Here is a 17334-nt window from a genome sequence, read left to right as displayed (position 1 = left end):
CAGAATGCACATTTAATGTGCAACATGGGGGCAATGCAACAAAATAGCTGACATGTGAGGCAGTTTTTCGAGGAGCGGGATGAAATCGACCGCTGAGTCGTCACGCCATGAGGACGTCGGTGACGAATTTGACTCCGGGATACCCCAAGGTCAACAGCAGGTAGGCGACGAGGACGAATCGCGCCGCCACCCGGCCGCGCACGCCGCTGCGGAAGTGCGCCACCAGCAGGATGCCGATGACGAGGAAGGCGGCGACGGTAAGCACCGTCTTGTGGTCGAAGGTCAGCAGCGCTCCCGACTCGGCATACTGCATGGCCATGCCGGTCATCAGGCCAAGGGCCAGAATGATCTCGCCGATGACCAGCAGCCGCACCGCCAGCGCCTCGCAATCGGCCACCGCCGGCAGCCGCCGGGTCAGCGCCGTCGGACGCTTGCGCTTCAGCGCGCGTTCCTGGAAAAAGGCGGCGAGTTCGGCGACCGCGGCCACGGTGAGCAGGCCATAGGTGACCACCGACACCAGAATATGGGCGTGGACCCAGGCGGTCGGCGCCACCGTCGTCAGGGCGGCCTTGGGCGCGTGGTACCAGATGGTCGCCAGTCCGCCGACGATCAGCAGATAGGGTGCCAGCAGCGGCAATAGCCGCCATGCCTGGGGAAGCCGGGCGGCGGCGGCGGCGAAAACGGCGAGGCTGGCGGCGATGATAACCCACAGCGTGGTCGAGAAACCCGGCCGCCACGCGCCGGCGTCCTGAACCACCACCCAGGCCAGGGGCCCGGCCACGCCGACGGCGAGGACCAGCCAATAGAGGACGTCGAGGGCCGGTTGGCGCCGCCAGCCGACGACGCAGGCCGGAACCAGCGCGAGCAAGGCGGACAGGTTGAACAGGGTGTCATGCATGACGGTCTTCCTCGGCCCCGGCGGGCGGATCGGCATCTGGCCCTCAAAATCGCCCCCGGCGCGCCGCTTGGCAAGACCCCTTGGCAATCCGGTGGACGGCCACTAAGGTCGCGGCGTCGAGACGCGGCAGGAAAAGTGCGGGAATGGACGAATGAGCGGATGCATTGCCCTGGTGGTGGCGGCCGGACGGGGTTCGCGCTTCGGCGGCGAGTGCCCCAAGCAGTACCAGCGGCTGAACGGTCGACCGGTCCTGCGCCATTCGCTGGAAACGCTCAACGCCCATCCCCGGGTCGACGCGGTGCGCGTCGTCATCCATCCGGCCGACCGGGCGCTCTATGACGAAGCGGTGGCCGGCCTCGACCTGCTGGCACCGGTGGACGGCGGCGCCGAGCGCCAGGATTCGGTCCGCCTGGGCCTGGAAAGCCTCAAGGATGCAGCTCCCGACGTCGTTCTCATCCACGACGCCGCCCGCCCGTTCGCCGACGCCCCGTTGATCTCGCGGGTCATCGCGGCGCTGGAGCGGCACGCCGGCGCCATTCCCGCCGTGCCGGTCATCGACACCCTCAAGCGCGGTGGCGACGGCCTCATCGCCGCCACCGTGGAACGGGCCGGCCTGTGGCGGGCCCAGACGCCGCAGGGTTTCCGCTTTCCCGACATCCTGGCGGCGCACCGGCGTTTCGCCGGTATCGGGCTCACCGACGATGCCGCGGTGGCCGAGCAGGCGGGCCTGGCGGTGGCCCTGGTCGATGGCAGCGAGGACAATGTGAAAGTCACCACGCCTTCCGATTTTCGCCGCGCCGAAACCCACGGCGGCGGCGAGTTCCGCGGCGGCACGGGCTTCGACGTGCACCGCTTCACCGAGGGCAACCACGTCATGCTGTGCGGCATCGCGGTCCCTCACGAAGCCGGGCTGGCCGGCCATTCGGATGCCGACGTCGGGCTGCACGCCCTGACCGATGCCCTGTTGGGCGCCATCGGCGACGGCGATATCGGCAGCCATTTCCCGCCGACCGACCCCCAGTGGCGGGGCGCCGCCTCCGAGATCTTCCTGGCCCACGCCGGCCGTTTGGTCGCCGGCCGCGGCGGGCGCATCGTCAACGTCGACGTCACCCTGATTTGCGAAGCGCCCCGGGTCGGGCCGCACCGCCAGGCCATGCGCGAACGCGTCGCCGCCATCCTGGGCATCGAGGTCGGGCGCGTCGGCGTCAAAGGCACGACCACGGAAAAGCTGGGCTTCACCGGCCGGCGCGAGGGCATCGCCGCCCAAGCCGCCGCCACGGTCTGGCTGCCCACCATCCCCTAAAAGAATCTCTTATCAGTCCACTGCCGCGTTTCGCTGACAATCCGGGCGAGGAAATCCGGATCGCCATCGTCCCCCCGTATCCCGGCCCTTCGCATCCCAAAAGAATCCCGTTTCAGGCTATTGCCGTGTTTCGTTGACAATCCACTCGAGGAAATCCGGGTTGCCGCCGGCCACCGGCAGCGCCACCACGCAAGGGCAGGCGTAGCTGTGCACCGCGCGGATGCGCGCCGTCGCCGCGTCCACCAGGTCGCTTCGCGTCTTGAGGACCAGAACCGCCTCCTCGCCTTCCTGCACCTTGCCTTCCCACCAGTAGATGGCCGTGGTGCCGGGAACGACGTTGGCGCAGGCGGCCAGCCGTTCCCCGACCAGCAGGCGGCCGATCGACAGCGCCTCGTCCTTCGAACCGGCGGTCACGTAAAGCCATGTCGCGGTCATGCCTTCCGTCCCCTTTCTCTGCCATCGCTTGACGTTGGTGGCCCTTAGAACCTACCCTGGAAGCAATAAAAATCATATCCAGGGAAGGATTCGCGACCGTGGCCAGGGCCAGATCCGCCAAGGATGCCGCCAAAGCGGCCCCGCCGCCGCCCAGGGGACCGAAGCCGACGTCGCCGCAGCGGCTGTGGCTGATGCGCGGTCTCGATCAGCCCGGCGGCAAGCTGCCGCTCTTCGACACCACCGGCCAGCGGGTCAGTGAACGCACGGTGCGCAGCTGCATCGAAAAGGGATGGGCGGAACCGTGGTTCGCCAATCCGCTCAAGCCCGACTGGCTGGTCTGCAAGTTGACCGCCGAAGGCCGCGCCATTCTTACCGATTCCGACTGAAAGCGGCCTTACTTCCCGCCCCCATCAGCTGCCGGATTGCAGGCCCTCGATGTCGACGTAGCCCCTCTCGATGGCGTCCCGCAACGCCTCGAAGGCATGGCGGGCCTCCTCGAACATCTCGCGTCGGGTCTTCAGTTCCTGAATCTCGGCGCGGTTGGGCGGGTCCCCGTCGTCGGCGACCCCCAATTGGAAGGCCGCCTCGAGATAGCGGGCCCGCAGACGCCCGATGGCCAGCGCGAAAGCCAGCACGGTCTCCTTGTTGAGGGACGGGATGCGCTGGTGGATGATCTGGCGGTTGGCTTGGCGAATTCCCTGTTCGATCTCGCCCAGGAACCGCTTCTGGTCCATCAGGTGTCGATAGTCGTCGTGGGGTTCGCTCATCACGGCATTTCCGTCCAGCTCTGGCCGCCACGCGGCGTGGCCCGTCCAGAATTGCCTATCCGGCGCGCCATGGCAACAGCTTCCCGTCCGCCGTTCGGCGCCGGCGCGCGGCGATGGAAAACGCTGGCCTTTTGCCGCCGACCTTTCCATGAATAGAGGTCCGGGCCGGACAGGCCAGGGTTTTCGAAGCGGGAGAACGCCCAGTGGCAGAGGCGGAAGGAAGGCGAGTTCTGGTCGTCGGCGGGGGAATCTCCGGTCTGGCGGCGGCGTGGTTCCTGCACCGGCGCGGCCTTGAGGTCAGCGTTGCCGAAGCGGCCGATCGGGTCGGCGGCACCATCGCCAGCGAGCGGCGGGACGGCTTCCTTTTCGAGCGGGGCCCCAACTCCACGCTCCAGAAACCCGGACGCCCGGAGGACGCCCTCGGGCGCCTGATCGACGGGGCCGCGCTGTCGCCCCTGCTCCGCGAGGCGGCGCCGCCCGCCAAGAAACGCTACATCCTGCGCGACGGCCGCCTGTGGGCCCTGCCCACCTCGCCGCCCGCCTTCGTCGCCACCCCGGCGTTCAGTCTGGCCGCCAAGCTGCGCCTGTTGTGCGAGCCCTTCATTCGCCCGGCCGACCAGGAAGAAACCATCGCCGAGTTCGTCAAACGGCGGCTCGGCCGCGAGTTCCTCACCTATGCGGTCGACCCGTTCATTTCCGGTGTCTATGCCGGCGATCCGCGCGAGCTGTCGGCGGAAGCCGCGGTACCCCGCATCCACGAACTGGAACAGAAATACGGTTCGCTGATCCGCGGCGCCATCGCGCTCGGCAAGGCCACCAGGAACGCCGGCATGCCGGCCGGCCGCCAGATTTCCTTCGACAGCGGTATGGCGACGCTGCCGACCGCGCTGGCCGCCGCCCTGCCTGCCGGCTCGGTGCGCACCGGCCGGCGGGCTGCCGCGCTGGAGCGCCAAGACGGCGGCTGGACGGTGCGCTTCGCCGAAGACGGGCAGGACCCGCGCAGCGAGACCGCCGACGTCGTGGTCCTGGCGCTGCCGGCACCGGAAACGGCCGCCCTCGTCGAGCCGTTGGCCGGCGAGGCGGCCCGGTTGCTGCGTACCATTCCCTACGCCGCCATTTTCTCGGTCGCCCTCGGCTATCGCCGCGAGGACGTGAAACACGCCCTCGACGGATTCGGCTTTCTCATTCCGCGCGTCGAGGGCGTGCGTACCCTGGGCGCCCTCTTTTCCAGCACGTTGTTCGCCGACCGCGCACCGGACGGGCACGTGCTGCTGACCGCCTTCCTGGGCGGCAGGCAGGACCCGCAGGCGCTGGAGATGGCGGACAAGGACGTCCTGACCGAGATCGAAGTCGATCTGGCAACGAGCCTGGGCATTCGGGGCAAGGCGGTAATGCGGCATGTTACCCGCTGGCCGCAGGCCATCCCGCAGTATCCCCTGGGACATCTCGATCGGATCGCCACCGTGGACGAGTTCCTCGCCCCCTTCCCCGACCTTTATCTACGCGGCAATTGGCGGGGCGGCATTTCGGTGACCGATTGCGTGCGCAACGGCGAGGCCCTGGCCGAACGTATCGCCGGCCCCGGAACCGCGCCGTGAAAGCCGTCCTTCAGCGCGTCAAGCGGGCGGGCGTCCGGGTCGACGGCGCCACCGTCGGCAGCATTGGCCGGGGACTGCTCGTCCTCCTGTGCGCGGAGCGCGGCGACGGGCCGGAAACGGCGGCCTTCCTGGCCGGCAAGACGGCCCGCCTGCGCATCTTTTCCGACCCTGCCGGCAAGTTCAACCTGTCCCTCCTCGACATCGGCGGACAGGCGCTGGTGGTCAGCCAGTTCACGCTGGCCGGCAACTGGCGCAAGGGCAACCGGCCGAGTTTTTCCGATGCCGCGCCGCCCGAGCTGGCGGAGCCCCTTTATGAAGCGTTCTGCCGCGACCTCAGGGACCTCGGCATCGCCGTCGAGACCGGACGCTTCGCCGCGCACATGGAGGTCGACCTTCTCAACGACGGGCCGGTCACCCTGTGGCTGGACAGCCGGGCCGGCTGAGCGGCGCACGAAGGCGGAAGCGACGGAGTCGCGGCGCAACGAGGCACGTTTAGGAAGATATTAATCATTGTGCTTCAATCATGACCAAGTGGCCATGAAAGCATTTCTTTCGATCCTGGGGCTGATCTGTGTGCTCGGCGGCGGTGCGCCCGCCCGCGCCGACGTCACCGGCCCGGTGTGCGTCACCAACGGCAACGTCATCATGGTCAACGGCACGCGGTGGTACGGCAAGTGCACCGGGGGAACCGAGGTTCGCCTGTTCGGCATCGTGGCGCCGGAGTTGTCGCAAATCTGCGAAGGCCCCGGCGGACAGCGCTGGCAATGCGGCAGGGCCTCGGCGGCCATGCTTCTCGAGGCCGTCAAAAACGAAAAGGTGACCTGCGAGGGAAAGTCGGCGGACCCCGAGGGGCGGCTGCTCGCCGTTTGCCGTGTCCGCGGGGAAGATCTCAACCGGAGAATGGTCCGCGAGGGGTGGGCCCTGGCCTATCCCCACCATTCAGCCAAATACGAGGAAGAAGAAAAACGCGCCGCCCAGGCCCGCAAGGGACTGTGGCAAATGCCGGGCACGCCGGCCTTCGAATGGCGAAACCAATAATATGTAACGCGCTTGGGGGATATCCGTCATGCAGAACGTGGGCGTGGTTGTCGGCGTCCTTGCCATGTTCGTGGCGCTGGCCGCCGTCTTTTTTTCCAGCCTGGCGATGAAGAAAACCGACGAAGCCTATGACACCTTCCTGCACTCCCACATCGATCCCCTGGCGGCCGAGCTGGTCGAAATCAAGGGAACGCTGAACAAGACAAAAAAGCTGGCCGAGTCCCAGCAAGACGAATTCGCCAGTCTCAAGGAGATCAAGCAGGATCTGACCGTGGCCCTGCGCGATATCGAGATACGCATCAACGCCCTGAAGGAGGCCGAGCCCGCCAAACCCGCCAAGCCGGCCAAGACGCCCATTTGGCCCGGCTGAAATCCCGGCCCGACGCCATGGCCTTTTCCCCGCCGCGGGTCTAGACTTCGAGCGGCCTGAGGGTAGCTGGGGTTTTGTCTGTCATGCCGCCTCGCGTCGTCGCCGCCGAGATCGCCAACACCGTCATCCAGGGAACCGGGGCGCTGCTCAGCGTCCTGGGCCTCGTCGTGCTCATCCAGATGGCCGTCCCCGAGGGCGGCGCCAGGGCCATCGCCAGCGTCGCGGTGTATGGCGCGACGATGATCCTCGCCTTCCTGAGTTCGACCCTCTATCACGGCATCGGCTCGTGGCACGCCCGGGCGGCCCGCGCGCTCCGAACCGCCGATCATTGCACCATCTATCTGCTGATCGCCGGCACCTACACGCCGATCGCCCTGCTGGTGCTGAAGGACGCCCTGGGCTGGAGCCTGCTGATCACCGTCTGGACCCTGGCGCTGGCCGGCATCGTGCTGCGCATCGTCTGGCCGCGCCACCTCGTCAAACTGCGGGTCGGGCTCTACCTCATCCTCGGCTGGCTGGTGGTCGCCTGGGGATGGCCGGTGGTCCAGGGCTTGGGCCCCACCGGCACCGCCCTGATGGCCGGCGGCGGCCTGGCCTATTCGCTGGGCGTGATCTTCTATCGCTGGCACCGGCTGCCGTTCAACCAGCCCATTTGGCACCTGTTCGTGGTGCTGGCCAGCGCCTGCCACTACGCAGCCATCGCGTTCTATGTGGTGCCCGCCTACGTCTCGTGAGCCCAACGAAAAGGGCTTGGCCGTTTCCAGCCAAGCCCTTCGCCGTATTGGTCGGAGCGGCGGGATTTGAACCCACGACCCCTTGACCCCCAGTCAAGTGCGCTACCAGGCTGCGCTACGCTCCGAAAAAGCCCCTTCCGCGGCGGCCGTTGCGGCCGCCCCGTCCGCGAACGGGCGCACTATACGCGGGGCGTCGGCGATCCGCAACGCTCTCCGACCGATATTTTTCGCCGCCGGCAAGGTTGCCCGCGCGCCCCTATTTGAGGACGGTCCGCAAGTGTTCGCGCAGGGATTCGAGTTCGCGAAGCAGGGCCTGGAGTTCGGCGCGCCGCCGGGGCCCGATGTCGTCGCCGCCGGCGGCCGGAACCGCCGCCGGAACGACCGGGACGTCGGCGGGTTCGTCCGCCACCGGCGCCAGCGCAACGGCGGGGAACGGGGCCGGCAGCTCGTCTCCGTCGAGGGACTTGCCGCCGTTGTGCTTCAACAGTTTCTGGACGCCGCGGATGGTATAGCCGTCCACATAGAGCAGTTGCCGGATGCGGCGCAGCAGGGCCACGTCCTCGGGCCGGTAATAGCGGCGCCCACCGCCCCGCTTGAGGGGGCGGATCTGGATGAACTTGCTTTCCCAGAATCGCAGGACGTGCTGCGGAAGGTCGAGATCGACGGCGACCTCGCTGATGGTCCGAAACGCCCCTTCGGACTTGCCCCGCCGCCGTAGTTCCGTGTTCTGGCCGGCCGCTTGCGCCATTTACCCGGCCGTCCTGGGACGCCTCTTCTCGTTGACGCGGGCCTTGAGCACCTGGGAGGGGCGGAATACGAGAACCCGCCGCGGCAGGATCGGCACCTCGTCCCCGGTCTTGGGGTTGCGCCCGACACGTTTGCCCTTCTGGCGCAGGGAAAAACTGCCGAACGAGGAGATCTTCACGGTCTCCCCTTTGGCCAATGCGTCGGCCGTGTAATTCAGAACCGCTTCCAGCAAGTCAGCGGATTCGCTGCGCGACAAGCCCACTTCCTGATAAACGGCCTCGGCCAGTTGAGCGCGCGTGATCGTCCGTCCAGCCATTCGACCCAGCCCCCTTTTTCCACGAGGAGCAAAGGGTAACGCCAGGGACGAAATCCGTCAATATCAAAGGGATGGCTGGAATGCTTAAGCTCCAATCGAAAAGGAGCGGCGCAATCGCCTACCAGCGCACGAGACTGGCGCCCCAGGTCACGCCGCCGCCCATCGCTTCCATGAGAACGATGTGGCCGGGCTTGATGCGGCCGTCGCGGACCGCCACGTCGAGGGCCAGCGGAATCGAGGCCGCCGAGGTGTTGGCATGGCGGTCGATGGTCGTCACCACCCGGCTTTTCGGCAGGCCCAGCTTCTTGGCGGTGCCGTCGATGATCCGCAGATTGGCCTGATGGGGGACCAGCCAGTCGATGTCCTTTTGCGCCAGGCCGCTGGCCGCCAGCGTTTCCTCCACTACCGAGGCCAGATTGACCACGGCGTGGCGGAAGAGCTCTTTGCCCTGCATGCGCATGTGGCCAACCGTTTGCGTCCACGACGGGCCGCCCGAGGCCCGCAGGATGTCGTAAAGGTGGCCGTTCGAATGCAGGTGGGTCGACAGGATGCCGCGGCCGGGAATGCCCTGGGCGTCGGGAAGCGCCGCCACTGCGCCGCGCAGAACCACCGCCCCGGCGCCGTCGCCGAACAACACGCAGGTGGTGCGGTCCCCCCAGTCGAGAACCCGCGACATGGTCTCGGCGCCGATGACCAAGGCCGTTCCCACCTGGCCCATGCGGACGAAATTGTCGGCCACCGCCAGGGCATAGATGAAGCCCGAGCACACGGCCTGCACATCGAAGGCGAAGCCGTTGCGGGTGTCCAGCATGGCCTGCACGCGCGTCGCCGTCGCCGGGAAGGTGTGGTCGGGCGTGGTCGTCGCCAGGATGATGAGGTCGACCTCGGCCGGCAGTACGCCGGCGGCGTCCAGGGCCCGCCTGGCGGCGTGGCAGGCCAGATCGGAGGTCAGTTCGCCCTCCGCCGCGATATGGCGCTGACGGATACCGGTGCGCTCGACGATCCACTCGTCCGAGGTGTCGACGCGCGTCGCCAACTCTTGGTTGCTCACCACCCGCTCGGGCAGATAGGAACCGCACCCGATGATCTGCGAAACCAGTGCCGTCGCCATCAGGGTATCGTCGCCGCGGTCTGGGCGGAGCCTCCGGAAATCAAGTGTTCCAAGTCCTCTTTGATGCGTTCGTTGACCCGCCCGGTAATCAGGTTGGCGGCGACGCTGATGGCGTTGGCAAACCCCAGTTCGTCGGTGCTGCCGTGGCTCTTCACGCAGATCCCGTTGAGGCCGACCAGCATGGCGCCGTTGTAGTGGCGCGGGTCCATGTGGGCGCGGAATTCGCTGAGCGCGCCCTTGGCCAGCACGGCGCCCACCTTGCTCATCGCCGAGCTGTTCAGGGCCTCCCTCAGGAAATGGCCAATCATGCGGGCGGTTCCCTCGGCCGTCTTCAGCGCCACGTTGCCGGTGAAGCCGTCGGTGACGACGACGTCCACCGTCCCCTCGCCGATGTCGTCGCCTTCGACGAAACCGTGGAATTTGATCGGCAGCGCGCTCTCGCGCAGGATGGTGCTGGCTTGGCGCAGGCTGTCGTGGCCCTTGAAGCCCTCGACGCCGACGTTGAGCAGGCCGATCGACGGCTGCATCACCCCCAGCACATTGCGGGCGAACACCTCGCCCATCACCGCGAACTGGACCAGGTTGTCGGCATCGCACTCGACGTTGGCGCCGAGGTCGAGCATGACCGAGGCACCGCGCTGGGTCGGGAAATAGGTGACGATGGCCGGCCGGTCGATGCCCGGCAGCATCTTGAAGACGAATTTCGCCATCGCCATCAGGGCGCCGGTGTTGCCGGCCGAGATGACGGCGTCGGCGCGCCCGTCGGCCACCGCGTTGATGGCCAGACGCATGCTGGTGCCGCGGCCGTTACGCAAGGCGGAAGCCGCCTTGTCCTCGTCGGCGACGGCGGCGTCCGTATGAATGATCTGGGCGCGCGACTTGGCCTTCGGAAAGCGGTCAAGCAACGGCATCAGGCGGCGCTCGTCGCCGACCAACAGGTAGTCCACGTCGGGAAGCCGACCGGCGGCGATCTCGATACCCTCGACCACCATGCGCGGCGCTTGGTCGCCGCCCATGGCGTCCAACGACAGGGTCAATCGCTTGGTCAAAAAGGGCGTCCTTGCCGGCTAAACCCGATGGTCAGACGGCCTCGGCCGTCTTCGTCACCTCACGGCCGTCATAATGACCACAGGCCTCGCAGACATGATGCGGACGCTTCACTTCGCCGCAATTCGGGCATTCCGCGTAGGCCGACGGCTTCAACGCATCGTGGGAGCGGCGCATGTCGCGACGCGATTTCGACACTTTCTTCTTTGGAACAGCCATATCTTGATTCTCTCGATGAACATGTGCCCTCGGGCGGGCGGCCAGTTATCTAAACCGAAAAGTCGTGGGGAGCAAGCCGGTTGCGCCCCCTATTTCTGTTTCTTCAAAAGATCTTCCAAGGCGGCAAAGGGGCTCTTCGCCTTTTCGACCGGCTCCGGCCCGCTGGAATAGCCCGGAAACTCCGCCCCTTCGGCCCGGGGAAACGGATCGATCTCCAGTGCCAGCTGCTCGGACACCGCTTCCCCCAAATCGATGACGCCGCCGACCAGAACCTCGGGCGGGTCCTCGTCTTCCAACGAGATGTCCTCGGCGTCCGTCTCGGTCAGCGCCTCCGCCGGACCATAGCGGCGATCGACGGCCGCCGCAATGCGGCTGTGCACCGGGGCCAGCGTCACCACGCAAGCCTGCGTCACCTCGGCGGCGAATTCTCCCTCCAGGCGCACCATGGCACCCATCTGCCGTCTGAGCCTGAGATCGGCCGACAGACGATCGACGGATACGATGCCCAACCGGCGGGCCAGATTTTCGCGTTCGGCCGGCGTAGCCTCAATGGCGAAGGCCCCCTCCTCCTTCACCGTCTCGACCGCCACCGGGCGGGAAAATTCGGGGCTGTCCTGTTTTTCCATCACGTCCCTTCCTTGCGCTCGGCGGCCACCGGCGGGAACGCCAGGTCGCCGGCCAGCAGCGTCTCTATGGCGAGACCGGTCAGGCCGGCCTCCTGGCCGCGCACGTAGCCGGCCATGGCGGCGATGTGGCGGCCGTCTTCGGCAACGACCCCGCGGAACAGGTTGCGCCGTAGGGCAGCCGCCAGGGCCTCCCCGTCACCCCGCTCCAGTGCATCCTCGTAGGCCGCGACGCGGCCGAGAAAGGCCTTGGCCATGTCCTTGACGCGGCGGCCGACCGACAGGTCTCCGACCCCCATCTCGCGCAGGTTCTCGTCCATGTCAATGAACATCAGGTCGAAAAGCTCCTGCGACAAGCGGGCAGTGGCCGGGCGGTCCCGCTTGAGGCGGCGCAGAAGCAGAAAGGCGTGCAGCGCCACCATGTCGAAACGCCCATCGACGGTGTCGGGGACGCCGAAGTCCTCGTAGAACGTCGCTTCGCGGGCGCGGGCCAATATGGCCGAATAGAGGCGGCGCGCGGGTTCCTTTTCAGGCGATTTGCGGAAAAAACCGAACACGGCGGCCATGCCCTCCCCGAGGACGGCGTGTCAGCGGCGCCGCGATCCGCGACCGGCTAGGAACACGCCTCAAAGTGGTTTATCATCCGTTCCACTGTCACCCGGCGGCTTGGCGGCCGCCGAAGGGAAAGGTTTACGGACATCAGATTGATGCAAAACTCCCGTTCAGCCCATCGGCTTCTTCGTCATCTCGTGATCGGGACCGCGCTCGTTGCGGCCGCGTGCGCGCCGCGCATCGCCACCCACGGCAACCTCCCGGACCCCGAAAAGCTCGCGGAGATCGTCCCCGGCCAAGTCGGCAAGGGCGAAGTCGCGGAAATTCTCGGGTCGCCCTCCAGCATCGCGGCTTTCAACGAGGAAACTTGGTACTACATCAGCGAACGCAAGGAAACCACCGCTTTCCTCGCGCCCGACGTGACCGATCGCAAAGTGGTCATCGTGCGCTTCGACGACAAGGGCGTCGTGTCCTCTATCGAGGCGCTGGGCCTGGAAGACGGGCGGAACGTCGAGCTGGTCGAGCGCGCTACGCCGACCGCCGGCAACGAGATGACCATTCTCGAACAGGTTCTCGGCAACATGGGCAAATTCAACAAGGCCGACACCAACAAGGGAACCAACACCGAATAGCGGCCCCCTCGCCGCGCCCACAAAGAAAAGGCCCCGGGAAGCGCTCCCCGGGGCCTTTTTTCGCCGCAGCAGGCGTTCCAGGCGTTACGCCAGGATGGCCAGCATCAGGATGGCGACGATGTTGATGATCTTGATCATCGGGTTGATGGCCGGTCCGGCGGTGTCCTTGTAGGGATCGCCGACGGTATCGCCGGTAACGGCCGCGTGGTGAGCGTCGGAACCCTTGCCCCCCAGGTTGCCGTCCTCGATGTACTTCTTGGCGTTGTCCCAGGCGCCGCCGCCCGACGTCATCGAGATGGCGACGAAGATGCCGGTGACGATGGTGCCAAGCAGCATGGCGCCGACCGCCGAGAAGGCCGCCGACTGACCCGCAACCACCACGACGACACCGTAGAGAATCGCCGGCGAGAGGATCGGCAGCAGCGACGGCACGATCATCTCCTTGATGGCGGTCTTGGTCAGCATGTCGACGCAGGTGGCGTAGTCGGGCTTCGCCGTGCCTTCCATGATGCCGGGGATTTCCTTGAACTGACGCCGGATCTCGACCACCAGCTGACCGCCGGCACGACCGACCGCCATCATGCCCATGGAACCGAACAGGAAGGGCAGCATGCCGCCGATGAACAGGCCGATCACCACGAACGGGTCCTGAAGGGTGAACGTCACCGTCAGGCTCGGGAAGTAGTGCTGAAGGTCCTGCGTATAGGCCGCGAAGAGAACCAGGGCGGCGAGGCCGGCCGAGCCGATGGCATAGCCCTTGGTGACCGCCTTGGTGGTGTTGCCCACGGCGTCGAGTGCGTCGGTAACGGTGCGCACGTCCGCAGGCAGGTCGGCCATCTCGGCGATGCCGCCGGCGTTGTCGGTGACCGGGCCGAAGGCGTCGAGCGCCACGACCATGCCAGCCAGGGCCAGCATCGTGGTCGCCGCGATCGACAGGCCATAGAGGCCGGCCGTCATGTAGGAGGCGATGATGCCGATGCAGATGACGATGACCGGCAGCGCCGTCGCTTCCATCGACACCGCCAACCCCTGGATGATGTTGGTGGCGTGACCGGTGACCGAGGCATTGGCGACGCTCTGCACCGGACGGTGGTGGGTGCCGGTGTAGTACTCGGTGATCCACACGATCAGGCCGGTGACGGCGAGACCGATGAGGGCGCAGAAGAAAAGCGTGGTCCCGGTGACGGTGGCGCCGCCCGTCAGCGTGTAGACGGTGTTGAAGCCGAGGATCCAGGCGGTGACGGCGGCAATCAGCACGGCCGAAATCAGCGCGGTCGCGATGAAGCCCTTGTAGAGCGCCCCCATGATGTTGTTGGTGGGGCCGAGACGGACGAAGCCGGTGGCGGCCACCGAGCCGATGATGCAGACGCCGCCGATGACCAGCGGATAGACCATCATCGATTCCTGGACGGCGCCGGTGAAGAAGATGGCCCCCAGCAGCATGGTGGCGACGACCGTCACCGCGTAGGTCTCGAACAGGTCGGCGGCCATGCCGGCGCAATCGCCGACGTTGTCGCCCACGTTGTCGGCGATGACGCCCGGGTTGCGGGGATCGTCCTCGGGGATGCCGGCCTCGAGCTTGCCGACCAGGTCGGCGCCGACGTCGGCTCCCTTGGTGAAGATCCCGCCGCCGAGACGGGCGAAGATGGAGATCAGCGAGGCGCCGAAGCCCAGCGCAACCAGGGCTTCCAGGATATGGCGCATCTGCGCGGCATCGGTCGGATCAAAGACGTCGCGCAGGATGACGTAATAGATCGCCACCCCGAGCAAGGCCAGGCCGACCACCAGAAGGCCGGTGATGGCGCCGGACTTGAAGGCAATTCGCATCGCCGCGTCCAGGCCCTTGGAGCGGGCGGCCTCGGCGGTGCGCACGTTGGCCCTGACCGAGACGTTCATGCCGATATAGCCGGCCAGGCCCGAACAGATGGCGCCGATAAAATAACCAATGGCGACGGTGACCCCCAACCGCCACCCCAGGAGGACGCCGATCACGGCGCCGACCATGGCAATGGTTCGATACTGACGATTCAAATAGGCCCGTGCACCTTCCTGCACGGCGGCCGCGATCTCCTGCATGCGTTCGTTGCCGGCCGGCGCGGCCAGGACTGACCGAATCGAATAAGCGCCGAAAAGCAACGCCAACGCGCCACAGGCAATCGTAAGCACGTACGCTGTTGACATATCCTATTTCCCTATTTTGTTTGCCGTTCCGCCCAAAACACGAGAAGGAAACTCGTCGTCGAAAAGCGCTAACTTTTTCTCATTGTGGAAAACAGCCCCCGCTGGCGAGCCCGCCGGGAAAATGCCAGAACGTGCCCGACTTTGCAACAGAAGGTTGCCGTTGCGTCGGCGATTCTGCTCCTATCCCACATGGCGGAAACCTTGGCAACAGGCCGGTCACAGCCGGCTTCACCGTTGCACGGTGTCGGAAACGGATTGCACGAGGACGCCGTTGATCCTGCCCGCCCCCGCCACATTGTCGGCAATCATCTGCAATCGCCGCTTAATCGCAAGGACGTCGAGTTGGCCCCCTTTTTGCACAAGGCGCGGAATGAATGCGTAAAGCTCACGCAGGAAGGCGTCGCTGAGCCGAGGCTTGATGCTGTTGAGGTAGGTCTCGTTCGCCGCCCCCAGGGTTTCGAGCTTCAACTGAATCTGGATGGCGGCGACTACCCGGTCTTCGGCGAAGACGGGAATGACCAGGGGATCCATGTCGATGAAACGCGGCGCTTCGACCGGCGCCACGAGCGCCGCCTCCTGTCCGGCACGCGGCGCAAACGGCCCCCACTCGAGCTGTTTCATGATGCCGACGGCGCCCCCGGCGATCATCAGGATGATCGCCGCCGCGATGGCAATCGTGCGAACCATGGCCCCCCGCCGCGTCCGTTCCCGTTATTGCCGTTCCCCCATTATCGGGGGGCGGCCGCCCGCTGGAAAGCAAACAATTTAAGGCGGCTAGAAATGGCGGTAGCCGGTGCTTTCCAGGACCATCGGCCGGCCCGCCGCGTCGATCACGCCGACCAATCGATCGGGATCGGCGGCCGATGTCCGCTCGACGACGCGCCCGATGCGGGTGATCGGCACGTCGAGGGCCTGGGCGATGCCGGCCAGCGCCGGTTCGGCGTCGAGCGGCGCGGCGAACAGCAGTTCGTAGTCGTCGCCGCCGCCCAGGATATCGCGCCAGCCGCCGGCGCCGGCGGCAAGGGCGGCCCGCGCCGCCGCCGACAGGGGAACGCGGGCGGACTCGATGACGGCCGCCGTTCCCGACGTCTCGCAGATGTGGCCGAGGTCGGCCAGAAGACCGTCCGACACGTCGATGGCGGCATGGGCCAGGCCGACCAGGCGGGGGCCGCAGGCGGTCCTGGGGGTCGGCCGCCGGTAGCGTTGGGCCAGGGCCTGATGGTCGGCAGCGTCGACGCCGGCCAGCCCCTTCTGCAGGGCAATGAGGCCCAGCGCGGCGTCGCCGATGGTGCCGGTGACGAACACCGCGTCGCCCGGCCGGGCGCCGGAGCGCCGAAGCTCGGTCCCGCTGGCCACGCAGCCGAAGGCGCAGATGCAAAGCGTCAGCGGCCCCGGCGTCGCCACGGTGTCGCCGCCGATCAGCGTGATGCCGAATCGCCTCTGATCGGCCGCGAGCGAGGCCGCGAAGGCTTCGAGCCACTCGACGCCGGTTTCCCGGGTGAGAGCCAGGGCCAGGGTATAGGCCATTGGCCGAGCCCCCATGGAGGCGAGGTCGGACAGGTTGACGCGCAGCGCCTTGGCCGCCACGTCGGCCGCCGTGTCGGTGGCCAGAAAATGGATGCCGGCGACCAGGGCGTCGCTGGTCACCACCAGGCTATGGCCCGGCGGCACCTCCAGCCGGGCGGCGTCGTCGGTCAGGCCGAAAGCGCCCGGCGCGTCGGCCGCCAGGGGGGCGAAGAAGCGCCGGATGATCTCGAATTCACCGGTTCCCGGTTGTCGGGTCGTCACCGCCGCCCCCCGCCTCGTCCGGCCGCAGCACCCGCCCGACGCGATCCAGCACGGCGTTCACCAGGCCCGCCTCTTTGACATCGAAGAAGGCGTGGGCGATATCGACGTATTCGGAAATGATGACGCGAAGCGGCACGTCGGCGCGGGCGAACAGCTCGTACGCCCCCACCCGCAGGATGGCCCGCAAGACCGCCTCCAGCCGATCGAGCGGCCAGTCGGCCGACAGCGCCGGCGCCACCATGCCGTCGATGTCGGCCAGTCGCGCGGTGGTGCCGCGGACCAGGTCGCCGAGGAAGGCGGCATCGGGATCGACCTGCCGTGCCGCGCCGGCGCCCTCGGCATCGGCATCGGTCCCGTCCGCCGCCCAGCGGTCGGCCGCGAAATCGCGGAGCACGGCGTCGGCCGAACGCTCCGCCATCTCCATCTCGTAGATGGCCTGCACCGCGGCCAGACGGGCCGCCGTGCGCCGGCTCATTTCCGGTTTGGCGCGACGCTCGCGGCCAGACTTGGTCATCGCATCACCAAACGGAAATGCCGCTGCAGTTCCATCATCCGCAGGCAGGCGTTCGCCGCATCGGCGCCCTTGTTCTTGCCGTCCACCCGGGCGCGCTCCCAGGCCTGGTCCCAGGTTTCGCAGGTCAGGATGCCGAAGCCGCAGGCGATGCCGCGCTGCACCGTCAGATCCATCAGCGCGCGGGAGGACTCGCGGCAGATGTGATCGTAGTGATCGGTCTCGCCGCGAATGACGCAGCCCAGCGCCACGAAACCGGCGTAGTCGTGAGAAGAGGCGTGGATCTCCATCGAGCGCAGGGCGAAATGGATGGCGGCGGGAACTTCGAAGGTGCCGGGAACCGCAATGCGTTCGTAGGCGACGCCGGCTTTCTCGAGCGCGGCGATGGCCCCCTTCGCCATTTCGTCGGCGATATCCTCGTAAAAGCGGGCTTCGACCATCAGCACGCAGGGTTGGCTCGTCAT

The 17334-nt window shown here is 67.0% G+C and carries 23 protein-coding genes and 1 tRNA gene; 8 read left to right on the top strand and 16 right to left on the bottom strand.

Going from position 1 to position 17334, the window contains the following annotated elements; all coding sequences use genetic code 11:
- Positions 1–100: 100 nt before the first annotated feature.
- On the bottom strand, positions 101–898 hold the full coding sequence (locus ODR01_RS04820) for a cytochrome C assembly family protein (protein ID WP_316976473.1): 798 nt from the start codon (positions 896–898) through the stop codon (positions 101–103).
- A gap of 151 nt (positions 899–1049) precedes the next feature.
- Here ODR01_RS04820 and ODR01_RS04815 point away from each other — a divergent pair, with 151 nt between their 5' ends.
- Positions 1050–2201: a bifunctional 2-C-methyl-D-erythritol 4-phosphate cytidylyltransferase/2-C-methyl-D-erythritol 2,4-cyclodiphosphate synthase gene (locus ODR01_RS04815; protein ID WP_316976472.1), complete on the top strand. Its 1152-nt coding sequence runs from the start codon at positions 1050–1052 to the stop codon at positions 2199–2201.
- Positions 2202–2318: 117 nt separating this feature from the next.
- On the opposite strand, the gene cutA is transcribed toward ODR01_RS04815, so the two are convergent.
- A complete protein-coding gene (gene cutA, locus ODR01_RS04810) occupies positions 2319–2636 on the bottom strand; it encodes a divalent-cation tolerance protein CutA (protein ID WP_316976471.1) in 318 nt (105 codons plus the stop codon).
- Between the two features lie 191 nt (positions 2637–2827).
- Here cutA and ODR01_RS04805 point away from each other — a divergent pair, with 191 nt between their 5' ends.
- Entirely contained in the window at positions 2828–3022 is a 195-nt protein-coding gene (locus tag ODR01_RS04805) for a hypothetical protein (RefSeq protein ID WP_316976842.1), read from the top strand.
- A 24-nt stretch (positions 3023–3046) separates the two neighbouring features.
- Here the strand turns inward: ODR01_RS04805 and ODR01_RS04800 are convergent, their stop codons facing one another.
- Positions 3047–3403, bottom strand: coding sequence for a hypothetical protein (locus tag ODR01_RS04800; protein WP_316976470.1), 357 nt, complete (start codon positions 3401–3403; stop codon positions 3047–3049).
- Between the two features lie 203 nt (positions 3404–3606).
- Here ODR01_RS04800 and hemG point away from each other — a divergent pair, with 203 nt between their 5' ends.
- From hemG to trhA, 5 genes are all read left to right on the top strand, one after another.
- Positions 3607–5001 carry a protoporphyrinogen oxidase gene (gene hemG / locus ODR01_RS04795; protein WP_316976469.1) on the top strand — a complete coding sequence of 465 codons (1395 nt, stop codon included), beginning with the start codon at positions 3607–3609 and terminating at the stop codon, positions 4999–5001.
- The gene (dtd, locus tag ODR01_RS04790; RefSeq protein ID WP_316976468.1) at positions 4998–5444 is read left to right on the top strand and encodes a D-aminoacyl-tRNA deacylase; all 447 of its coding nucleotides are present in this window, start codon (positions 4998–5000) and stop codon (positions 5442–5444) included. Before hemG ends, dtd begins: the two co-directional genes overlap by 4 nt.
- Before the next feature lie 94 nt (positions 5445–5538).
- Positions 5539–6039, top strand: coding sequence for a thermonuclease family protein (locus tag ODR01_RS04785; RefSeq protein ID WP_316976467.1), 501 nt, complete (start codon positions 5539–5541; stop codon positions 6037–6039).
- Positions 6040–6067: 28 nt separating this feature from the next.
- Complete coding sequence (locus ODR01_RS04780; RefSeq protein WP_316976466.1) at positions 6068–6409, top strand: hypothetical protein; 342 nt, start codon at positions 6068–6070, stop codon at positions 6407–6409.
- Positions 6410–6492: 83 nt separating this feature from the next.
- Positions 6493–7143 carry a PAQR family membrane homeostasis protein TrhA gene (trhA, locus tag ODR01_RS04775; protein WP_316976465.1) on the top strand — a complete coding sequence of 217 codons (651 nt, stop codon included), beginning with the start codon at positions 6493–6495 and terminating at the stop codon, positions 7141–7143.
- A gap of 48 nt (positions 7144–7191) precedes the next feature.
- Here trhA and ODR01_RS04770 read toward each other — a convergent pair.
- The 8 genes from ODR01_RS04770 to ODR01_RS04735 all read right to left on the bottom strand — a co-directional run bounded on the left by ODR01_RS04770 (position 7192) and on the right by ODR01_RS04735 (position 11772).
- A tRNA-Pro gene (locus ODR01_RS04770) sits at positions 7192–7268 on the bottom strand.
- A gap of 131 nt (positions 7269–7399) precedes the next feature.
- Positions 7400–7891 (bottom strand): MerR family transcriptional regulator, encoded by a 492-nt coding sequence (locus ODR01_RS04765; protein ID WP_316976464.1) that lies wholly within the window; start codon positions 7889–7891, stop codon positions 7400–7402.
- Positions 7892–8206, bottom strand: coding sequence for an integration host factor subunit alpha (locus tag ODR01_RS04760; protein ID WP_316976463.1), 315 nt, complete (start codon positions 8204–8206; stop codon positions 7892–7894).
- A gap of 118 nt (positions 8207–8324) precedes the next feature.
- Complete coding sequence (locus tag ODR01_RS04755; RefSeq protein ID WP_316976462.1) at positions 8325–9317, bottom strand: beta-ketoacyl-ACP synthase III; 993 nt, start codon at positions 9315–9317, stop codon at positions 8325–8327.
- On the bottom strand, positions 9317–10366 hold the full coding sequence (gene plsX, locus ODR01_RS04750; protein WP_316976461.1) for a phosphate acyltransferase PlsX: 1050 nt from the start codon (positions 10364–10366) through the stop codon (positions 9317–9319). Before plsX ends, ODR01_RS04755 begins: the two co-directional genes overlap by 1 nt.
- A 31-nt stretch (positions 10367–10397) precedes the next feature.
- Positions 10398–10583: a 50S ribosomal protein L32 gene (gene rpmF, locus ODR01_RS04745; RefSeq protein ID WP_316976460.1), complete on the bottom strand. Its 186-nt coding sequence runs from the start codon at positions 10581–10583 to the stop codon at positions 10398–10400.
- An 89-nt stretch (positions 10584–10672) separates the two neighbouring features.
- Positions 10673–11209: a YceD family protein gene (locus tag ODR01_RS04740; protein ID WP_316976459.1), complete on the bottom strand. Its 537-nt coding sequence runs from the start codon at positions 11207–11209 to the stop codon at positions 10673–10675.
- Positions 11209–11772: a ubiquinol-cytochrome C chaperone family protein gene (locus ODR01_RS04735; protein ID WP_316976458.1), complete on the bottom strand. Its 564-nt coding sequence runs from the start codon at positions 11770–11772 to the stop codon at positions 11209–11211. Before ODR01_RS04735 ends, ODR01_RS04740 begins: the two co-directional genes overlap by 1 nt.
- Positions 11773–11913: 141 nt before the next feature.
- Here ODR01_RS04735 and ODR01_RS04730 point away from each other — a divergent pair, with 141 nt between their 5' ends.
- Entirely contained in the window at positions 11914–12390 is a 477-nt protein-coding gene (locus ODR01_RS04730) for an outer membrane protein assembly factor BamE (RefSeq protein WP_316976457.1), read from the top strand.
- Between the two features lie 84 nt (positions 12391–12474).
- On the opposite strand, the gene ODR01_RS04725 is transcribed toward ODR01_RS04730, so the two are convergent.
- The 5 genes from ODR01_RS04725 to ribH form a co-directional block, all read right to left on the bottom strand.
- Positions 12475–14571 carry a sodium-translocating pyrophosphatase gene (locus ODR01_RS04725; RefSeq protein ID WP_316976456.1) on the bottom strand — a complete coding sequence of 699 codons (2097 nt, stop codon included), beginning with the start codon at positions 14569–14571 and terminating at the stop codon, positions 12475–12477.
- A gap of 228 nt (positions 14572–14799) precedes the next feature.
- Positions 14800–15258 (bottom strand): hypothetical protein, encoded by a 459-nt coding sequence (locus ODR01_RS04720; protein ID WP_316976455.1) that lies wholly within the window; start codon positions 15256–15258, stop codon positions 14800–14802.
- A gap of 87 nt (positions 15259–15345) precedes the next feature.
- Positions 15346–16359, bottom strand: a complete 1014-nt coding sequence (gene thiL / locus ODR01_RS04715; RefSeq protein WP_316976454.1) for a thiamine-phosphate kinase — start codon at positions 16357–16359, stop codon at positions 15346–15348.
- Entirely contained in the window at positions 16331–16873 is a 543-nt protein-coding gene (gene nusB, locus ODR01_RS04710) for a transcription antitermination factor NusB (protein WP_316976453.1), read from the bottom strand. The genes thiL and nusB overlap by 29 nt, the downstream gene beginning before the upstream one ends.
- Positions 16870–17334: a 6,7-dimethyl-8-ribityllumazine synthase gene (gene ribH, locus ODR01_RS04705; RefSeq protein WP_316976452.1), complete on the bottom strand. Its 465-nt coding sequence runs from the start codon at positions 17332–17334 to the stop codon at positions 16870–16872. Before ribH ends, nusB begins: the two co-directional genes overlap by 4 nt.

It is taken from the genome of Shumkonia mesophila (assembly GCF_026163695.1).
GTDB lineage: Bacteria > Pseudomonadota > Alphaproteobacteria > Rhodospirillales > Shumkoniaceae > Shumkonia > Shumkonia mesophila.
Note: the sequence above shows the minus strand (reverse complement) of the source record. Positions and strands in the feature narration are given on the sequence as shown.

What these genes read in the sequence shown, in the direction of transcription:
- ODR01_RS04800 (WP_316976470.1), bottom strand. Translation starts at nt 3,403, where the DNA reads ATGAGCGAACCCCACGACGACTATCGACACCTGATGGACCAGAAGCGG.
- ODR01_RS04765 (WP_316976464.1), bottom strand. Translation starts at nt 7,891, where the DNA reads ATGGCGCAAGCGGCCGGCCAGAACACGGAACTACGGCGGCGGGGCAAG.
- cutA (WP_316976471.1), bottom strand. Translation starts at nt 2,636, where the DNA reads ATGACCGCGACATGGCTTTACGTGACCGCCGGTTCGAAGGACGAGGCG.
- rpmF (WP_316976460.1), bottom strand. Translation starts at nt 10,583, where the DNA reads ATGGCTGTTCCAAAGAAGAAAGTGTCGAAATCGCGTCGCGACATGCGC.
- ODR01_RS04785 (WP_316976467.1), top strand. Translation starts at nt 5,539, where the DNA reads ATGAAAGCATTTCTTTCGATCCTGGGGCTGATCTGTGTGCTCGGCGGC.
- ODR01_RS04780 (WP_316976466.1), top strand. Translation starts at nt 6,068, where the DNA reads ATGCAGAACGTGGGCGTGGTTGTCGGCGTCCTTGCCATGTTCGTGGCG.
- ODR01_RS04815 (WP_316976472.1), top strand. Translation starts at nt 1,050, where the DNA reads ATGAGCGGATGCATTGCCCTGGTGGTGGCGGCCGGACGGGGTTCGCGC.
- ODR01_RS04805 (WP_316976842.1), top strand. Translation starts at nt 2,828, where the DNA reads ATGCGCGGTCTCGATCAGCCCGGCGGCAAGCTGCCGCTCTTCGACACC.
- ODR01_RS04820 (WP_316976473.1), bottom strand. Translation starts at nt 898, where the DNA reads ATGCATGACACCCTGTTCAACCTGTCCGCCTTGCTCGCGCTGGTTCCG.
- ODR01_RS04760 (WP_316976463.1), bottom strand. Translation starts at nt 8,206, where the DNA reads ATGGCTGGACGGACGATCACGCGCGCTCAACTGGCCGAGGCCGTTTAT.
- ODR01_RS04720 (WP_316976455.1), bottom strand. Translation starts at nt 15,258, where the DNA reads ATGGTTCGCACGATTGCCATCGCGGCGGCGATCATCCTGATGATCGCC.
- ODR01_RS04740 (WP_316976459.1), bottom strand. Translation starts at nt 11,209, where the DNA reads ATGGAAAAACAGGACAGCCCCGAATTTTCCCGCCCGGTGGCGGTCGAG.
- ribH (WP_316976452.1), bottom strand. Translation starts at nt 17,334, where the DNA reads ATGACGAGCCAACCCTGCGTGCTGATGGTCGAAGCCCGCTTTTACGAG.
- ODR01_RS04755 (WP_316976462.1), bottom strand. Translation starts at nt 9,317, where the DNA reads ATGGCGACGGCACTGGTTTCGCAGATCATCGGGTGCGGTTCCTATCTG.
- ODR01_RS04735 (WP_316976458.1), bottom strand. Translation starts at nt 11,772, where the DNA reads ATGGCCGCCGTGTTCGGTTTTTTCCGCAAATCGCCTGAAAAGGAACCC.
- ODR01_RS04725 (WP_316976456.1), bottom strand. Translation starts at nt 14,571, where the DNA reads ATGTCAACAGCGTACGTGCTTACGATTGCCTGTGGCGCGTTGGCGTTG.
- ODR01_RS04730 (WP_316976457.1), top strand. Translation starts at nt 11,914, where the DNA reads ATGCAAAACTCCCGTTCAGCCCATCGGCTTCTTCGTCATCTCGTGATC.
- nusB (WP_316976453.1), bottom strand. Translation starts at nt 16,873, where the DNA reads ATGACCAAGTCTGGCCGCGAGCGTCGCGCCAAACCGGAAATGAGCCGG.
- trhA (WP_316976465.1), top strand. Translation starts at nt 6,493, where the DNA reads ATGCCGCCTCGCGTCGTCGCCGCCGAGATCGCCAACACCGTCATCCAG.